This is a genomic window from Chlorobium sp. (assembly GCF_021740465.1).
Classification (GTDB): domain Bacteria; phylum Bacteroidota; class Chlorobiia; order Chlorobiales; family Chlorobiaceae; genus Chlorobium.
In genome coordinates, this window is sequence record NZ_JAIOZR010000012.1 from 33,245 (window position 1) to 50,137 (window position 16,893).

The window sequence follows — 16,893 nt, forward strand, 5'->3', positions numbered from 1 at the left end:
ATGCAAGCCGTCCAACCCGAACAACTGCGAAACATTGTCGTAACCGGCCATGCCGGATCCGGTAAAACCATGCTCTGTGAATCACTGGCCCTTTCGATGGGAGTGATCAACCGCCTGGGCAGCATCGACGACGGAAACACCATTTCGGACTATTCAGCCGACGAGGTACAGAGAAAACACAGTCTCAATACCAGTATCCTTAACGGGTTCTGGAATGACCATAAAATCAATATTATCGATACACCGGGCCTGGTTGACTTCCACGGAGACGTCAAATCTGCCATGCGTGTAGCCGATACCGTTCTTATCGCCGTCAATGCGGCAACCGGCGTTGAGGTCGGTACCGATTCGGTCTGGGAATATACCCAGGAGTACTACAAACCGACCATGTTCGTGCTGACCAAGCTCGACGCCGACCGCACGAACTTCAGCAACTCTCTGGAAGAGCTGCGGGAGCATTTCGGCCACCTTGTGACTCCTATCCAGTTCCCGGCTGAAGAAGGGCTCGGCCACCATATCCTCGTTGACGTGCTGCTGATGAAACAGCTGGAATTCAACCCGGACAAGCCGGGCAACATGACCGTATCCGACATACCCGCCGTCCATCTGAAACTGGCCGAGGAGTTTCATCAGCAGCTCATAGAAGCCGTCGCCGAAACCGACGAGGAGCTGATGAACCGTTTCTTCGAAGTAGGAACCCTCACCGAGGACGAACTGCGCTCCGGCATCAAATCGGCCCTGCTCACCAGAACCTTTTTCCCCGTATTCTGCAGTTCGCCGCTACACCTTATCGGCACCGAACGGCTTCTCAACGGCATCGTCAACCTCTGTCCCTCCCCGATCGAAAGGGGGCCCGAACATTCGCTCTGCACGATCGACGATACGGAAAACCTTCTCGAACCCGATCCGGAAGGTCCGACGGTCGCCTTCATTTTCAAAACCATGTCGGAACCGAGGGTAGGAGAGGTTTCATATCTCCGCGTTTATTCGGGCCATATCGAAACCGGCCATGAACTTATCGATGTGCAGACAGGACAGCTTGAAAAAATCGGCCAGGTATACACCGTGCTCGGCCAGAAAAAACTGCCTGTCGAAAAACTTCTTGCCGGTGACATCGGCATGGTTGTCAAGCTAAAGGACGCCCACACCAACGATACGCTTACCGACAAGGGTAAAAACTGCCGGATCAGTCCGATAGTCTTTCCGCAGCCGGTTTTCGCTTCGGCAATCATCCCGGTTGCACAGGGTGACGAAGAGAAAATTTCCGCCGGTCTGCATCATCTGCATGAAGAAGACCCGAGTTTTGCCATTATCCATGATGTAGAGTTTAACCAGACGATCATTAAAACCCTTGGCGAAACCCATCTTGACATCATCATCAGCCGCCTGCAGAACAAGTTCAACGTTCAGGTCGAGACCGCTCCGATAAAAATCCCCTATCGCGAAACCATCCGTGTTGCCGCTACAGCCCAGGGAAAATACAAGAAACAGTCTGGCGGCAGGGGCCAGTACGGAGATGTCTGGCTGAGACTTGAACCAAAAGAGAGAGACAGCGGTTTCGAATTTTCAAGCGAAGTTGTCGGCGGTGTGGTTCCTACCCGTTATCTGCCCGCAGTCGAGAAAGGTGTCCGGGAGTCCATCTCGACCGGCATTCTTGCAGGCTTTCCCGTTATCGACCTCAAGGCTGTCGCCTACGACGGATCCTTCCATCCGGTCGACAGTTCCGAATTCGCCTTCAAGATAGCGGCCAGCATGGCATTCAAATCGGCATTCGAAAAAGCAAAGCCTCTTCTCCTTGAGCCGTTCTACTCCCTGGAGGTTTATGCTCCAGAGCAGTACACCGGCGAAATCGTAGGTGAAATCTCCAGCAGAAGAGGCAAGATTATCGGCATGGACACTGATGCACGTTTTCAGATCGTCAAAGCACTGATTCCTCAGGCTTCGCTCTCCTCGTTCCACCACTCCCTGACGAGGCTGACGCAAAGCAGGGCAAAATATTCCTACGGCTTCAGCCACTACGAAGAGGCTCCCCAGGAGATCATGCAGGAAATCATTGCAGAAAACCGCCAGCACTGAAACGTTTCCCGGTGACGTTCTCCGGAAGCGTAAAATCCTTCCGGAGAACGACGCTCAAAGCAATCCCGCAATCGACTTGATCTTAAGCCACCAGACAATCCAGACCGCTTCACGGATATTCTTTCGGGTCATTTTGGATTTACCGACCGTCCGGTCGGTAAAAACTATCGGAACCTCCCGGATAATGAACCCCTTTTTCCATACCCTGAAATTCATTTCTATCTGAAAAGAGTACCCCTGGGAATTAACCCGCTGAAGATCGAGGGATTCGAGCACCTCTCTCCTGAAGCATTTGAACCCGCTGGTAGGATCGAAAACCGGAATACCGGTTATCATGCGGGTATACCCGCTTGCCAGTTTTGAGAGCACCAGCCTTCCAAGAGGCCAGTTAACCACATTGACCGTATTGTTCACATAACGGGAACCTATCACAAGATCAGCGGAGTCCATACCCCCTACCAGCGAGGGAATCATCTCGGGGTCATGGGACATATCTGCATCCATCTCTATAATAAACCGGTACTCTTTCTGCAGGGCGTAACGGAATCCTGCAAGATAGGCAGTGCCAAGACCCTGCTTGCCGCTTCTTTCCATGAGCCTCAGACCGGGCCTTCCGGGCTGCAGGGAGGTTACGATTGCTGCCGTTCCGTCAGGCGATTTGTCGTCGATAACCAGAATATCGAGTCCTGAAGGATAGAGGGTAAACACCTTTTCAATCACCCTCGATATATTTTCGGACTCGTTGTAGGTTGGAATGATGACAAGGATATCCGGGTCTCCACCTTCGGGCGGAAACGGACGGGATTCGGCGGAGGAGGTCATCAGAGATGTGATTTCCGTCATAATGCAATAGTCACTCTTCAAAAAAAAAGCATTGCCCGCTGACAGGGGCAATGCTTTTGTGGTATTTCATGCAAACGCGAACGTTCCTAACGGACTTCCCGATGAAAGCGGTGAAGAAAGCGAAGATCAAAATCAAGCCTTTCGGGAGGCGTATAGGAAAAGTCGAGCACCTGACCATCCGGCAGTACCTCGATCAAGGCCCCCGACGGACACTCGTCACCGGAGAAGCAGGCCGAACAGGAGATGCAGGCAACCTGATCGATGTAGCATCTGAATCCTCCTTCCTGAACATCTCCGTAAAACTTGTAGCCGATGGCATTGACCTTGGGAGGACATTTATCAAGACAAAGTCCGCATCCTACACAGAGATTTTCAATAATGAAATAGTGCTTTTTCGCTCTTGGAGCCGCAGGCTTGGCAACCGGCGCCCCTTTTGCGGCAGGAGCGGCTCCCGATGCCGGTGCGGCTTTTGCTGCCGGGGCTGCAGGCTTTGCCCCCGGTGCCGGTTTTGGCGCAGGCTTCGGAGCTGCTTTCTTTACGGGAAGCGCGGATTCCTGACGGATACCGGTTCTTCCAAGATTGACATTCAAGGCTTCAAGGCGAGGCTTTCCTGATGTCTGCTTCGGCGCTGATGCCTTCGGTTTAGCCTGATCCTGCTTTGCAGCCGGCGCGGCAGCTTTGGGTGCGGCCGGTGCTGCTTTCGCTGCTGGAGCGGCAGGCTTTGGAGATATATCTGGCTGTTTAACAGGCTCGGCCATAAAAACCCTCCTCTTAAATTGACAATGGTAAAAGTATTGACAGGCCAAAAGAGATCCGGAGGGTTTTTGAGGCCCCCCGGGATGGACTAAACTCAGGCAACCAGCTTGATCAGGAAGTCCACAACCTGTGTCAGCATCTGCTGTCCGGATACGGTAGCATCAGCGACAGGAGGAGGCAGCGGAGAATCTGTCTGATAGAAACCGTTACCGATAAAGAGGAAGACCAGCATAAAGGTACCGCCGAAATACAGGAAGGTACCGGCAAGCTTCGAATCGGAAATCGTCAGAACCGGGAAGCGGAAAGACACGTCCCTGTTGAGGAACTTCTTGCCAAGCCAGCGTATGGTGCGGGTCTGGATATCGGCACCTTCAAGACGGGAACCGCGATCTTCAAACCATACGGCAAAGCTGATGAACCAGATCAGGTGGCCGATCATGAGAATCACCGAAAGATGAGAGCTCGAGAAGATCGTCACGGTCTCCGTCCAGAAATAATAGAAGATGCCCGAGGTATAGTGATGAGCCAGTCCGGCAACCGAATCCCATGCCTTCGCATCGGCAACAGGCACACCGTACATCATCGAAGCAATCCATGCGCCATCGATATACCAGCAGACAGCTGAAAGACCCTTGACTCCCCAAAGCATGGCGAACCAGAGCTGATCCTGAATGGATACGCCGCAGGTACCACCGTAAACCGGGCCGAGACAGGGGAAAGAATACGAGTTCTTTTTCAGACCGAGATCATCCCACAGTGGAGAGGTGTGCGAGAAGAATGCGATACGCACGAGCGCGATAAGGGAGAACAGCGAACCGGCAGTAATGACATGAGCCATAACCCAGTCGTTGATACTCGGATCGGCAAACATCCATTGGAACATCGGAAGAGGTTTCAGCCAGTAGAACGACATCATGATATTGGTGCCGAAAATATTCAGCTCGCAGATGGTGTTCCAGACGATAACCGCATAAACGGAAAGCATGGTGGCGAAGCATAGTGCCATGACGGTACCAAGAATCTTGACCTGAACTTCCTGGTCGCGGCCTTTGGTGATCCATATGGACTTGATCTGGTTGTACAGACCGTTCAGCTGAATCTTGAGGAGGTACTGACCGCCATGATAGACACCTGCAAAAACATAGAGAACGCCGCAGATGATATGGTTGAAGGTAATCAGATTGATGACCACCCTCGACATGCCGAATGCCTGACCGTTCTTTGGAAGAATTGCATAAGGAGCGAATTCGGCGAATTCCTTTTTGCCGGATATGATTCTGCCGCCTTCCTGAACGAAGTCGTAGCTGACACGGTTGAATGGTTCACCGTAGAGATAGAATACGAGATTGTCAAGTTCCTTGTAATAGGCATGGAAAGATGGCTGCTGGAAAGCCACGAAAGCAATGACGCCGAGCGCGATGTTTACGTAGCCGATAGCGGTCAGGTGAACCGAAAATGCAGCTTTCATGTCATCATTGAGGTGAATGGCTGCATTGGGAGGGTTATTCCACCAGTAGATTCCGAGCGCGAAGAAGATAACCGCAAAAACGAACGACATGAACGGCTCTGAATTGATGGTCTGGAAATCGGGTACGGGAGGAATACCGAGAGCGAACCACATCACAAGACCCCAGCCGAGGAATAGCAGCGACATGTATACGGTGTGAGGGCCGAGGGCGTCCTTGTAGGTCTTTGCACTGGTGCCGTTGAAAGCCATATCTCCGAACTTGCCGAGGAAACGGAAGTCGCGGAAGTTACCAGCCCTGCCGGTAAAGGGGTTGGTCAGGTTGTGCGTCCAGTGTCTCCATCCGCCAAAAAGCAGAATGGAACCGGAAACGACATGCAGGAGAGCCCACCCGAGAAGGTTGATCGCCGCCTGTTCGAGATCGGCGGTTTTTGTGCTGTAGGTGTCGATACCGAGGGATACCATCCTCGGCTTGATGGTAAGGTAGAACCAGTTATCGTGAAAACCCGCATAACCGCCCGGAAAAACCTGGATTCCGGAAATGTAGTAGATGGCCATCAGAAAACCCATGACGCCAAGAAGCGCAAGATGGCCGCCGACTACCTGCTCGTCGTCCAGCTTTTCGGTATCAAAGACCTGATACCACTTCGTGGTTCTGGTTTCTGTCCTCTGGAACAGAAATCTCCTCATTTTGGCAGCGTCCTGTTCCTTGATAACGGACGGACCGCCGGGTGCGCCGTTTCCCTTGGGAGAAGGAGCATTCCCCTTGGGAGGTGGGACAGATCCCTTTGGCTTGACTCCTGCAGGATTCACTTGTTCAGCCATTGTATTCTCTCCTTTGTTTGGTCGTATTTCAGGTTGAAGAAACCGAAAAGAAAATCTGTGCGTTGTGCCTTACTAAGCCTGGTAGCCACCAGTCCGGATTTCAGATAAAAAAGCACATGGATCAATGCTGCTCTTGAACGGGATCAACAGCGCTGGGCTGCTATCATGTGCGAATTCCATAAAAATCAGCAAGGAATACAGAACAAAATCAATCACTATTGCCGTCACAAGTCGCATGCCCGACAAATCAATTGACATAGTAGCAGACAAAATAAGAAAAATTATTTAACTAATAAATTTTTTTGGCGCGGCTTTCACCCGCAGCGGCTGTATTTTAGCCATTCTAACTTACCGGAACCCCTGGTGGTTCATCGAATGGACCCCGGACAAGACACTAAAAACAGACCCCGCAACAACCGGCAGATAACTGAATGCAGATCAATTTCACAAAGCTCTCGGGAGCTGGAAACGATTTTATCGTCATCGACAACAGGAGCAGGGCCCTGCAGCTCACAGGGCATCAAATCAATGCCCTGTGCAGGAGAAGAACCGGAATAGGTGCCGACGGCCTCATCCTCATGGAACCATCGGCACGCTTCGACTTCAGCATGCAATATTATAATGCCGACGGACTGCCGGGATCGATGTGCGGCAACGGAGGAAGATGTGCAGCCTATTTCGCTTATGCCTCAGGAGTTCCGTCTGCAGAAAAGGGACGCTACTCTTTCGAGGCAAACGGCAACCGCTATGATGCGGCCATCATCGGCCCTGAGCTGGTAAGGTTGCACATGCTCGACCCTGAGGATTTCCGTGACGGTCTGCCTGTGGAAGGAGGCCTCTGCCATTATGTCAACACGGGATCCCCCCACGCTGTAATCTATACCTCCCCTGGTGAACTCGACAGTCTCGATGTCTATACCGAGGGATGCACGGTAAGGCACCGAAAGGATCTTTTTCCGGAGGGAACCAATGTCAACTTTCTTGAAATAACCTCTCCGGACAGTCTCAGTGTAAGAACATTTGAAAGAGGCGTCGAGGATGAAACCCTTGCCTGCGGCACCGGAGCGGTTGCTGCTGCGCTGATGAGCTACCGGCTTGGGAAGGTAACCTCGCCCACCGTGAAGGTTAAAGTCCGGAGCGGCGACATCCTTGAAGTCGCCTTCAGTGAAAATCTGAAAACCGTAACCCTCTGCGGCCCGGCAAAAATCATCTACCAGGGCACGGTCGAACTCCCGTAGCTTCTTCTCCCCGTAGTGCGTAACGGATTACTTTCCCAGAGGGCATTCACGGGGAAATACTCGAAAAAACGGAAAATCCTCCCTATCTTTTTAAAAGACCGGCAAGCAAACTCCCGCACAACCATTCATGAATCCTGAAATACGATATCCTGCCGTAGCCGAGGCATTTTATCCTGCAGATACCCGAGAACTTGAAACCCTGATCACCACCCTGCTTCAACATGCTGCACCTGAATACGAAAAAAGAAAAAAAATCAGGGCAATCATCACTCCCCATTCGAGCTACCTCTACAGCGGAGCAATCGCAGCATGTGCCTACAAAGCCATAATCGGCCACTCGTTCAAAACTGTTTTTCTCATGGGCAATGCCCATGCCTATCTTTTCGAAGGCATCGCGCTCGACACGCATAAAGCATGGCACTCTCCTCTCGGCAACATCCCTGTCAATACGACCCTGAACCGGAAACTCCTGCAGAAGGAACCGAAATTGATTCACGAGCTGAATATCGCCCACCATTCCGACCATACGCTGGAAATCCAGCTACCTTTTCTGCGGCGCACACTCAAACCAGGATTCTCCATCCTCCCCATGCTTTTCGGCGAAAACACCGGGGATATCCACCAAAAAACAGCCGAACTGCTGCTCTCCCTGCTGGAAGATGACGACCTGATCGTTGTCAGTACCGACCTGTCGCACTATCCCGCATACCGCGATGCCAATACGATAGATCGCCTGACCCTTGAGCATGTCGTAAGCGGTAACATCGATGGTCTCGAAGAGCACGAACGCAGAACCATCAATCACGGCACTACCGGCGAGATAAGCCTCTACTGCAGTCCCGATGCCTTGAAAACCCTGCTGGTCATAGCAGGAAAGCTTGGCTGGCAGGCCGAAAAACTGTGCTATAACAACAGTGGCGAAGGCCCTTATGACGACAAAATGAGTGTCGTAGGCTTTGGCACCGTCATCTTCTTCGAGTCCTGAGCAAGTTAATTCAACCCCGCTTGCGCGGCTTTCTTCCCGAGTTAAACCACGCCACAACCCATGATCGAAAGAAACGAATCCGTTCGGTGCACACTTCCCGACATGCTTATGCAGACGGAATCCGCATCAGAGCGTAACCCTTTCATCTTTGCCCGAAAACAGCTTGACGAAGCAGCAGCTATCATGAAACTCGATCCTGCTACCCATGAGCTGCTCCGCTGGCCGCTCCGGGAACTCCACGTCACCATGCCGGTTAAAATGGATAACGGGTGCACAAAAATCTTTCATGGTTTCAGGGTACAGTATAATGATGCGCGCGGGCCGAACAAGGGTGGCATCCGCTTTCACCCTGATGAAACCATCGATACGGTAAGGGCGCTGGCAGCATGGATGACCTGGAAAACAGCCGTCATGGACCTGCCTCTCGGGGGAGGAAAAGGCGGGGTGATCTGCGATACGAAATCCATGTCGAGCGGCGAACTCGAACGCCTCTCACGCGCCTATATCCGTCAGGTCGGCCGTATGCTTGGCCTTGAAAAAGACGTTCCCGCGCCCGACCTGTACACAACGCCCCAGATTATGGCCTGGATGGCAGACGAATACTCCTTTATGCAGGGAAACAACGAATTCGGAGTCATAACCGGAAAGCCCCTTGCCATCGGTGGATCGGCAGGGAGAGGAGATGCCACGGCACGGGGTGGAATCTATTGCGTAAGGGAAGCCTCCGAGGTCATCGGCCTGAACCTTTCCGGAAAAAAAGCTGCAATCCAGGGATACGGCAACGTAGGCAGTCATGCACATAAACTTGCCGCCGAACTGCTCGGCATGAAGGTGGTCTGTGTATCGGACTCTAAAGGCGGCATATACAATCCCGAAGGTCTCGACCACGCCGAAGTCAGTGCCCACAAGGAGGCTGCCGGTTCGGTAACCGGCTTTCCCGGATCCCTGGCGGTATCGAACGAAGAACTGCTTGAACTCGACGTTGCCGTACTTTTTCCGGCAGCGATGGAATCGGTGATAACCGGCTCGAACGCAGAAAACATCAGGGCGAAAATCGTTGCGGAACTCGCAAACGGACCGACCACTCCCGAAGCCGACAGCATCCTCTACAGCAAAGGAATCCTCGTCATACCCGACCTTCTCTGCAATGCAGGCGGCGTCACGGTATCCTACTTCGAAATGGTTCAGAACACCTACGGATACTACTGGGACGAGGATGAGGTATACCGGCGGCTTGAAAAAAAGATGAAAACCGCATTCCGGAGCGTGAACGAAACGTCCGGCAGATACAACGTTCATAACCGCCTCGGAGCATATATCGTAGGTGTCGGACGCGTGGCGGATGCCATGAAGCTGAGAGGGTGGATATGACGCAGGCCCGGCCAACGGGTATTATTATAATAATAATATATGCTCGAGTATCTCGATAACGCTGCGTACGCAGGGAGTGCATACCTTGCTGAAAAACCCGTTATCAGAGTAAGACTTTCGTCCTTCGTCGATCATGAGCTCGCATCCGTTCAGCAGAGTGCTGCAGCAACAGGAGCCGTGCCGTTCGGCAAACCGGCACATGAGCTCCCTGGTCTTTGCGTATATGATGACCGAAGCCGACCTGTCGTCGCCTTCCCCACGGCCATACCTGGCACCGATAACCATGATGCCGCAGGTCACGGCACCGCAGACCTCCTGCATCCGTCCAATCCCGCCGCCGAACCCCGAGGAGATCTTCAGTGCGGTATTCCCCGCTATTCCGAGATCGTCGCTGAAGGCGAACAATACCGACTGGGCACAGTTGTACCCTTCCGAAAAAATCGAAACCGCATGGTCACCTCTTGTCATCGTTATATCCTCCTTTCCGATATCGTTCAGCAGCCGGCGCACCCGGCAGGATTCAGGAAAACCCCCTCCGCTTTATTATTATTCCTGCTTCCGGCAAAAAATCTCTCCGGAAAACGACAATCCTCCCTGCAAGAGGCAACTACGAAGCCTCACGTTTTTTCCGCCGCCACTCCCAGGGAGGAACCGGGCGGGAATCGGCCCACAGGCCGCTGCGCCGCTCGAACGCATCGAGTTCCGTGCGTCCGTAGGAAACATCCCTGGAGTACTCCCTGTACCACCAGGCATATCCGTGCCTGACCAGCTGGAGATTGACATTGGTAGCGCCGATATAGACCACCCCGATGAGACGCCCATACCGGTCCCGGTCCGTCACATCGATCCTTACCGTTTTTCCGTAAACCAGCGAAGAGACGAACTGCTTTGCCCTGTTGCCGTAGGGCTGGTTTTTTTCCGGGGTATCGATGTGAGCCAGACGGATAACGTGAAGTTCACGGCCGGCATCGAGCATCACGATGGTGTCGCCGTCCCTGACCCTGACAACCCGCCCTTCGAGTTCCAGGGCATGAGCAGAGGATATGCGGAGAAAAATCAGCAGAAAAAAGAAAACGAAACAGCGAAACCGGGGGTAAACCATCACTAATGAACTACTTGAAATTTCATGAACAGACGCTCGACGGCGTTTTTTCCTCTCAGGTCATGCGATCAGCCGGTTTTTCCGGGAAAAAAGCTGCCGCACCGGATGAAACCCCGGTGCGCAGCCGCCTGAATTCACCTCACGGAAGCCTCAAAGGCACTCTGTTCGATGTAAGCCACGATATCCCCTACGGTCAGTACCGGAAACCCGTACTGCCGTGAAAAGGCAACGGTCTCTTCGATACCGGCCATCGTCCCGTCGGGATTGGTCAGCTCGCAGAGTACCCCTGCAGGGTTAAGACCGGCAAGCCTCATGAGATCGACCGTGGCTTCGGTATGGCCGGGACGTTCAAGTACGCCTCCCGGCCTTGCCCTGAGCGGAAAGATATGGCCCGGACGGCGGAGATCGGATGGCCGGGCATTTTCAGCAGCAGCGGTTCTGACTGTTTTCACCCGGTCAGCGGCGGAAACGCCGGTCGTAACCCCTTCGACGGCCTCGATGGAAACGGTGAATGCAGTCTGAAATCCACTGGTATTGTGCTCAACCATCATGGGAAGCTCAAGGGAGCGGATCTTCTCTTCGGTCATGCATAGGCAGACAATACCGCTGCACTCGCGAATGAGCATGGCCATCTGCGGAACCGTGACGGATTCTGCCGGAAAAATGAGATCGGCCTCGTTTTCGCGACCGGGATCATCAGCAACAAGCACTCCCTGTCCCTTGCGGAGGGAAAGAAGCGCCTGCTCGACACGGGAAAAAGCACTGCGGGATTGTTCGGAAAGCATCTGATTCATGGCTGCTGTATTAAAAATTGCATGAATCAGGGCGCAGGAATGCCCTTGAGGCATTCTCATTCTCTTTCATCCGGACTCTGACCGTCGGCTTTGGCTTTTCACCAAATCTGCTGACCTTCCGCCATACACCGGAAGCGCTCGCGGGCTCTCCGGATAAAGCTCCCGGAATACCGCCGGTGGGGAATCACGCCCCGCCCTGAGAAACAAGCTTGAAAAAATAACATGAAAAGATACGCGCCGGAAACCGATCTTCAAAGCCCTGAAACGTCGCACCTTCATGTTCAGGGAGATACGCTGAACATGAAAACTTTTTTGATACATCAGAGCATGAACTTTTTTCCGCTCAGGAAATGTTATTTTTCCGGCAGGACAGTATACGGAAACTGTAGGAGGTTGCCCTACCGCCCTGTAAAGAACGTTTCACAACCAGAACACCAAACATAAACGGAGATAACAATATGCAGAAATGGGTATGTGTACCGTGCGGCTATGTCTACGATCCTGAAGTAGGCGATCCTGACGGCGGGGTTGAACCGGGAACCGCTTTCGAAGACATTCCGGATGACTGGGTTTGTCCGGTATGCGGCGTAGATAAAACATTGTTCGAACCTTACGACGAACGCAGCGCAAGGTAATTGCCATTGAAACAGATGCAGCGCCTCAACAGGCGCTGTTTCTGTTTTACCCGTTTTTCAAACCATATCACAGCCTCGTTTGAGCAGAGCCTCTATCCTTTCGGCAAATTCCTCAAGATTGAACGGTTTGGTAATGTAATCGGCTGCACCGAGCTGGAGCCCTTTTTCACGATCTTCACTGCCGTCCTTCGCTGTAAGCATGACAAGAGGAATGCCCTCGTATGCAGGATTGCCTTTGATGAGAGCCGTCAACGAAAAACCATCCATACCGGGCATGGTGATATCGACAACCAGCAGGTCGGTTTTTTCACCCCGAGCCAGAATATCGAGTGCTTCAGCCGCATCTCCGGCAGTAAGAACGGTAAACTTCCTGCCGAGGTTATGGGCAAGAAGACGCCTGATGTTAGCGGAATCATCGACAATGAGTATGGTATGCGATTTCATGAGCGCTCCTGTTTACTTGCAGCATGGTTTCATCAATAACGGCAGTCTGACAAGGAATACCGTACTCCGGTTCGGGATGGAGTGTACCTCGACCGTTCCATCATGAGCTGCGACAATCTCCTTCACGATGGAAAGCCCGAGGCCTGTTCCATCGACGGCATCTCCGGGACGTTCAACCCTGAAAAATTTTCCGAATATTTTTTCAATATCCTCTGCCGGAATGCCCGGACCGTTATCCTCCACACTAAAGAGCAGCGACTGGGCATCACAGGACAGACGTACCTGAACGAGCCCTCCGTGGGGCGTAAATTTCAGCGCATTGCCTATGATGTTGATGGCAACCTGTTTCAGGGAATCCTGATCGGCAAAAATATGCTCCATCGGTGCACACACCCTCAGACGCAGTTCGATGTTTTTTTCATCTGCCCTGATTTTCAGACTCCGGCATACATCCGAAATGGTGATTGAAGGATCAAGTTCGCTTTTTTTGTAGGAAACCCTGCCTGAATCAATTCTCGATATCATCAGTACATCCTCGATCAGGGCGGAAAGTCTTTTGCTCTCTTCGTGGATAATCGAAATAAACTCCATCCTGGTATCACGTTCGAGTTCATCCTGTTCCCGGAGAAGCGTACCGGTAAACCCGAGAATCGAAAAAAGCGGCGTACGCAGTTCATGCGATACCGTGGAAATAAAATCGTTTTTCATCCGGATATTGTCCCTGACGAGCCTCTCTGAATGCTTCTGTTGGGTGATGTCTCGGAAAATGCCGACAAAACGGTGAAAATGCTCCGTCGTGAACGTCGCTGAACTGATGTGCACATCGATGCGTATTCCATGGCGGGTCACGATCTGGGTTTCCAGTGTTCCCGCCCTCCCGTTGCAGGCATTCCTGAAGTAGGCCACCCCCTCATCACGAAGCTCATCAGGATAAAGGTCTCCGATATGCAGACGGGAAAACTCCTCGGGAGTGTATCCGAAAAAGAGCTGACCCTGACGGTTCCACTCGACAAGAACACCGTCTTCGGCATCTGCCACAATAATGGCGTCAGGAATAGCCTGAAAAAGATCAAGATATTTTTTCCGGTTTTCACGAAGTTTTCGCTCGGTATCCTTCAGTTCGGTAATATCGATCACTATTCCCCTGAACCCTCCCGAACCGTTTCTTCCGGTTATCGGCGCACTGTAAACCAATGCAGGAAATCCTGCGCCATCGTGCCTGAACACCGTAAATTCATGAGCACCGAGAGGTCTGGAAGTCTTTTTCACGCGAAGAGCGTGCATGAGGCGACTTTTATCTTCGGGAGCAAAAAACTGAAGTGCATGAAGACCCCGCTTCAGTTCTTTCCTGCTGTACCCGAAGGTGCTGAACCCCGCCCGGTTCGAATAGGTAATAAAGCCTTTACGGTCGGTTTCAAAAACCGGCTGCGGCAGAAGATCGGCCAGTTCCCTGAACCGTCGATTGCTTTTCAGAAGGGCTTCCCGGTTTTTTCTTACTTCCGTAATATCCTGAATAAACGCAAGAATATGGGATACGGACTTGTCCTGACTTGCAACCGGGCTGATAATGGCATGCTCCCAGGAAAGTTCCCCGTTCCGCTTATGATTGCAGAAATCCCCCTGCCAGACCTTTCCTGAAACAATGGAATTCCTGAATTTCATCGACAGGCTTTCCGGCTGAGCCTCGTCGTCGAAAATATTTTCCTGTGGCGCACTGCTTTCGCTCAGAGCATTCCGAAAAGCCGTAAACGACGGATTGGTATACTCAATATGCCCCCTGTTATCGGTAATGACGACCGCCACAGGACTCTGATCGACTGCGGCCGACAGCAACCGCACCTTCCTTCGGAGTGCGGATTCCGAAAAAGCGTTTTTCAGAACGATTTCCAGCCGCTGGGCATCGACGGGCTTGGTCAGGTAATCATACGCGCCGATTTTGATGCATTGCACCACCTGGTCTATATCTCCGGAACCGGATATCATAATAACCGGGAGCGCATAATTGTTCTCCATCAGAAAACGCAGCACATCGATACCATCTTTTCCCGGCATCGTGATATCGAGAAGAAGCGCGTCGAACAGTGAGGACTGGAGCATCGAAACGGCTTCATTCCCTCCGGATGCAGTAACCGGATGATAACCGAGCCGTGCTACAATACGGGAAACCGTATTTCGTACCAGCTCGCTGTCGTCGGCAATCAAAACCGTTGTGTGATCGTCAATATTCCGCATAGGGCAACTGATTGGTGGGTTGCCTGATCAAATACCCGCCGGAAAGGAGAGGAACCATTACCGAAAAACCCTGAAGAACTTTCCCCTGCCAAAGGCAGGCCTCCTCAGTCGCAGAAAAGCACCTTGTACTCCCTGCTGACAAAGGTATTGGCAAGACGCCTCAGCTTCAGAGCACTCTGGTGTTCTTTTTCAAGCACCTTCCATCGATGCTCGTCGGTTGATTCCTTTCCTCTGAGCCTCTGGTTCTTTTTTGTCTCGTAATAGGTAAGATCGATGTACACGCCAAGGTCGATGCCGTCTGTTGAAATAGCGTAAAGCCCGTCAATGATGAGCAGTTCAATGGGGGAAAAATCGGTAATCAGAAGATCGACCTCTTCGGTGATAATATCCACACAGGGCATACTTGCCTTGCGGCCTTTACGAAAATCCTCAATATTGCGGTGGAGCCAGGCATGATCATACTCGTCTGGACCGACCGATTCGAAATTGTTGCGCTCGCGTTCCTCACGCCTCTTCTGCGGCTCCACCCTGTAGTAGTTGTCGGTATGAAGAATCTTAACCCTTATCCCGGCTTTCTTCAGTACAAGGGCAAGGGAATGGGCAAGCTCGGATTTCCCCGCACCGGACTCTCCCGAAATAGCGACAATGAACCGGTACCCGGGACACTTTTCCTCTTTTGCCTCTCTTTCAACGAGCACTCTTTCGGAAATCGCCTCGGCGGCTTTTTTGTGTTTGTTGCTGATTAGCAGAATGTCACTTAACACGGTATTTGGGGATTATCATGTTGCAAGTCAAAGACACACGACAGGCAAGGGGTATCATTGCAGAAAGGAAGAAGCGGCCGACATACACTGCAACGTACCGGTAATATAGAAAAAACGTATGATCATTCGGAACCCCCTTCCGGAATGAAGGTCACTCTCCGCGAACAGGATTCGAACCTGCATTCCGAAAGGTCGGGATAACAGCCGCTGCAACGGAACTGTCCCGGATACAGGATGTTCAATAATCACCCTGCGTTTCCTGCTCTTGAGCGTTTTTTCGGCATCCGGTGCCGGTGATCGCGATGCATACTGCCGCATGAACACCAGCTTCCACGGACGATATCGTGACGTAAAGCCACGCTCCCTGCTGTTATGTGATACAAGACGGCGCACGGAATCAGAAGGTATCCCTATATAGCATCGGTCACCCCGTTCGGAATAAAGGATACAGACATAGCAGATTGCCGAGTCAGACAATGTCATCGGAATCTCGCTTGATTTGCGGGGGCGCAATAAACAGGAAAAGGCAGAAGCTCGTTATGTTACTTCTGCCTTTTTGCGCTCCGCGAGTAGGATTCGAACCTACAACCCTTCGGTTAACAGCCGAATGCTCTACCATTGAGCTATCGCGGAATCTCCCGAATCTTTCGAATCTTGTCGATTCTGCGGCGAACGGGTTGTAAATATACGACCCTTTTCGTGATTTCCAAACGAAGCCTCCCTGTTTTTTTCGATTTTTCTCCCGTTTGCAGGTCATGCGTCTTTCATTTTCCATAATAATTTTTGTACATTGGTGTTCTTTTACTGAAAAGGGGGGTATATGCATAAAGAAAAGGCATTGATAGAGATCCGGATCGCGGGTCTTATGCAGGGAACCCATACATTTGATTTTACCTGCAGAGCCGGAGACTTCAGGGGCCGGGAACTGGCTGAAAACGTATTTGCCAGGGATATTACCGTAACAGCAATTGCAGACAAGACCGAAAATGAACTGACGGTCACCATACGGACTGCGACGGTAGCCGATTTCACCTGCGATATCTGTCTTGCACCCCTGGAAAGGGAAATCAAGGGAGAGTACCGGGTTTATTATTTATACAGTACTGAAGAAGAGAGCACGGAAGACATCGATGAGGATCACCGCCTGATCGACACGAATACGGTATCCATCGATCTGACGGAGGATGTGCGCGAAACCCTGCTGCTCTCTCTGCCGATGAAGGTTACCTGCAGCGGAAATCCGGACTGCCGGCTTTACAGCAACGAATCAGGAAAGGATGAATTCCCTGTCGATGAGAGAAGTTCATGGCAGGAATCTCTTGAACAGCTGAAAAACAAGTATCGTTAACCGACTATAAAATCA

General features: G+C 51.9%; 16 protein-coding genes, 1 tRNA gene and 1 riboswitch. Of the genes, 6 read left to right on the top strand and 11 right to left on the bottom strand.

Annotated features, from left to right (window positions below; translation table 11 throughout):
* A complete protein-coding gene (gene fusA / locus K9G39_RS07060; RefSeq protein WP_292004224.1) occupies positions 1-2,076 on the top strand; it encodes an elongation factor G in 2,076 nt (691 codons plus the stop codon).
* 54 nt (positions 2,077-2,130) lie between these two features.
* Here fusA and K9G39_RS07065 read toward each other — a convergent pair whose 3' ends face one another.
* The 3 genes from K9G39_RS07065 to K9G39_RS07075 form a co-directional block, all read right to left on the bottom strand.
* Entirely contained in the window at positions 2,131-2,898 is a 768-nt protein-coding gene (locus K9G39_RS07065) for a polyprenol monophosphomannose synthase (RefSeq protein WP_292004264.1), read from the bottom strand.
* A gap of 107 nt (positions 2,899-3,005) precedes the next feature.
* Complete coding sequence (locus K9G39_RS07070) at positions 3,006-3,677, bottom strand: 4Fe-4S dicluster domain-containing protein (RefSeq protein WP_292004225.1); 672 nt, start codon at positions 3,675-3,677, stop codon at positions 3,006-3,008.
* 92 nt (positions 3,678-3,769) lie between these two features.
* Positions 3,770-5,965 (bottom strand): photosystem I reaction center subunit IX, encoded by a 2,196-nt coding sequence (locus tag K9G39_RS07075; protein WP_292004226.1) that lies wholly within the window; start codon positions 5,963-5,965, stop codon positions 3,770-3,772.
* A 431-nt stretch (positions 5,966-6,396) separates the two neighbouring features.
* Here K9G39_RS07075 and dapF point away from each other — a divergent pair, with 431 nt between their 5' ends.
* From dapF to K9G39_RS07090, 3 genes are all read left to right on the top strand, one after another.
* On the top strand, positions 6,397-7,203 hold the full coding sequence (gene dapF, locus K9G39_RS07080; RefSeq protein WP_292004227.1) for a diaminopimelate epimerase: 807 nt from the start codon (positions 6,397-6,399) through the stop codon (positions 7,201-7,203).
* 127 nt (positions 7,204-7,330) lie between these two features.
* Positions 7,331-8,188, top strand: coding sequence for an AmmeMemoRadiSam system protein B (gene amrB / locus K9G39_RS07085; RefSeq protein WP_292004228.1), 858 nt, complete (start codon positions 7,331-7,333; stop codon positions 8,186-8,188).
* A 60-nt stretch (positions 8,189-8,248) separates the two neighbouring features.
* Positions 8,249-9,559, top strand: a complete 1,311-nt coding sequence (locus K9G39_RS07090) for a Glu/Leu/Phe/Val dehydrogenase (RefSeq protein ID WP_292004229.1) — start codon at positions 8,249-8,251, stop codon at positions 9,557-9,559.
* A gap of 24 nt (positions 9,560-9,583) precedes the next feature.
* Here the strand turns inward: K9G39_RS07090 and K9G39_RS07095 are convergent, their stop codons facing one another.
* From K9G39_RS07095 to ribB, 3 genes are all read right to left on the bottom strand, one after another.
* Positions 9,584-10,027 (bottom strand): C-GCAxxG-C-C family protein, encoded by a 444-nt coding sequence (locus K9G39_RS07095; protein ID WP_292004230.1) that lies wholly within the window; start codon positions 10,025-10,027, stop codon positions 9,584-9,586.
* A gap of 139 nt (positions 10,028-10,166) precedes the next feature.
* A complete protein-coding gene (locus tag K9G39_RS07100) occupies positions 10,167-10,661 on the bottom strand; it encodes a thermonuclease family protein (RefSeq protein ID WP_292004265.1) in 495 nt (164 codons plus the stop codon).
* A 134-nt stretch (positions 10,662-10,795) separates the two neighbouring features.
* Positions 10,796-11,455 carry a 3,4-dihydroxy-2-butanone-4-phosphate synthase gene (gene ribB / locus K9G39_RS07105; protein ID WP_292004231.1) on the bottom strand — a complete coding sequence of 220 codons (660 nt, stop codon included), beginning with the start codon at positions 11,453-11,455 and terminating at the stop codon, positions 10,796-10,798.
* A gap of 54 nt (positions 11,456-11,509) precedes the next feature.
* Positions 11,510-11,663, bottom strand: a riboswitch (FMN riboswitch).
* 250 nt (positions 11,664-11,913) lie between these two features.
* On the opposite strand from ribB, the gene rd reads away from it, so the two are divergent.
* Positions 11,914-12,090 (top strand): rubredoxin, encoded by a 177-nt coding sequence (gene rd, locus K9G39_RS07110; protein WP_292004232.1) that lies wholly within the window; start codon positions 11,914-11,916, stop codon positions 12,088-12,090.
* A 57-nt stretch (positions 12,091-12,147) separates the two neighbouring features.
* Here rd and K9G39_RS07115 read toward each other — a convergent pair whose 3' ends face one another.
* From K9G39_RS07115 to K9G39_RS07135, 5 genes are all read right to left on the bottom strand, one after another.
* Positions 12,148-12,534 (bottom strand): response regulator, encoded by a 387-nt coding sequence (locus tag K9G39_RS07115; RefSeq protein WP_292004233.1) that lies wholly within the window; start codon positions 12,532-12,534, stop codon positions 12,148-12,150.
* A gap of 12 nt (positions 12,535-12,546) precedes the next feature.
* Positions 12,547-14,766 (bottom strand): PAS domain S-box protein, encoded by a 2,220-nt coding sequence (locus K9G39_RS07120; protein WP_292004234.1) that lies wholly within the window; start codon positions 14,764-14,766, stop codon positions 12,547-12,549.
* Positions 14,767-14,870: 104 nt separating this feature from the next.
* The gene (locus K9G39_RS07125; RefSeq protein ID WP_292004235.1) at positions 14,871-15,530 is read right to left on the bottom strand and encodes a uridine kinase; all 660 of its coding nucleotides are present in this window, start codon (positions 15,528-15,530) and stop codon (positions 14,871-14,873) included.
* Between the two features lie 54 nt (positions 15,531-15,584).
* Complete coding sequence (locus K9G39_RS07130; protein WP_292004236.1) at positions 15,585-16,013, bottom strand: GIY-YIG nuclease family protein; 429 nt, start codon at positions 16,011-16,013, stop codon at positions 15,585-15,587.
* Positions 16,014-16,091: 78 nt separating this feature from the next.
* A tRNA-Asn gene (locus K9G39_RS07135) sits at positions 16,092-16,163 on the bottom strand.
* A gap of 187 nt (positions 16,164-16,350) precedes the next feature.
* Here K9G39_RS07135 and K9G39_RS07140 point away from each other — a divergent pair.
* Positions 16,351-16,878 carry a DUF177 domain-containing protein gene (locus K9G39_RS07140; RefSeq protein WP_292004237.1) on the top strand — a complete coding sequence of 176 codons (528 nt, stop codon included), beginning with the start codon at positions 16,351-16,353 and terminating at the stop codon, positions 16,876-16,878.
* Positions 16,879-16,893: the final 15 nt, after the last annotated feature.

Excerpts from the sequence above, each read along its gene's own strand:
- fusA (WP_292004224.1), top strand. The coding sequence starts at position 1 with ATGCAAGCCGTCCAACCCGAACAACTGCGAAACATTGTCGTAACCGGC.
- K9G39_RS07065 (WP_292004264.1), bottom strand. The coding sequence starts at position 2,898 with ATGACCTCCTCCGCCGAATCCCGTCCGTTTCCGCCCGAAGGTGGAGAC.
- K9G39_RS07070 (WP_292004225.1), bottom strand. The coding sequence starts at position 3,677 with ATGGCCGAGCCTGTTAAACAGCCAGATATATCTCCAAAGCCTGCCGCT.
- K9G39_RS07075 (WP_292004226.1), bottom strand. The coding sequence starts at position 5,965 with ATGGCTGAACAAGTGAATCCTGCAGGAGTCAAGCCAAAGGGATCTGTC.
- dapF (WP_292004227.1), top strand. The coding sequence starts at position 6,397 with ATGCAGATCAATTTCACAAAGCTCTCGGGAGCTGGAAACGATTTTATC.
- amrB (WP_292004228.1), top strand. The coding sequence starts at position 7,331 with ATGAATCCTGAAATACGATATCCTGCCGTAGCCGAGGCATTTTATCCT.
- K9G39_RS07090 (WP_292004229.1), top strand. The coding sequence starts at position 8,249 with ATGATCGAAAGAAACGAATCCGTTCGGTGCACACTTCCCGACATGCTT.
- K9G39_RS07095 (WP_292004230.1), bottom strand. The coding sequence starts at position 10,027 with ATGACAAGAGGTGACCATGCGGTTTCGATTTTTTCGGAAGGGTACAAC.
- K9G39_RS07100 (WP_292004265.1), bottom strand. The coding sequence starts at position 10,661 with ATGGTTTACCCCCGGTTTCGCTGTTTCGTTTTCTTTTTTCTGCTGATT.
- ribB (WP_292004231.1), bottom strand. The coding sequence starts at position 11,455 with ATGAATCAGATGCTTTCCGAACAATCCCGCAGTGCTTTTTCCCGTGTC.
- rd (WP_292004232.1), top strand. The coding sequence starts at position 11,914 with ATGCAGAAATGGGTATGTGTACCGTGCGGCTATGTCTACGATCCTGAA.
- K9G39_RS07115 (WP_292004233.1), bottom strand. The coding sequence starts at position 12,534 with ATGAAATCGCATACCATACTCATTGTCGATGATTCCGCTAACATCAGG.
- K9G39_RS07120 (WP_292004234.1), bottom strand. The coding sequence starts at position 14,766 with ATGCGGAATATTGACGATCACACAACGGTTTTGATTGCCGACGACAGC.
- K9G39_RS07130 (WP_292004236.1), bottom strand. The coding sequence starts at position 16,013 with ATGACATTGTCTGACTCGGCAATCTGCTATGTCTGTATCCTTTATTCC.
- K9G39_RS07140 (WP_292004237.1), top strand. The coding sequence starts at position 16,351 with ATGCATAAAGAAAAGGCATTGATAGAGATCCGGATCGCGGGTCTTATG.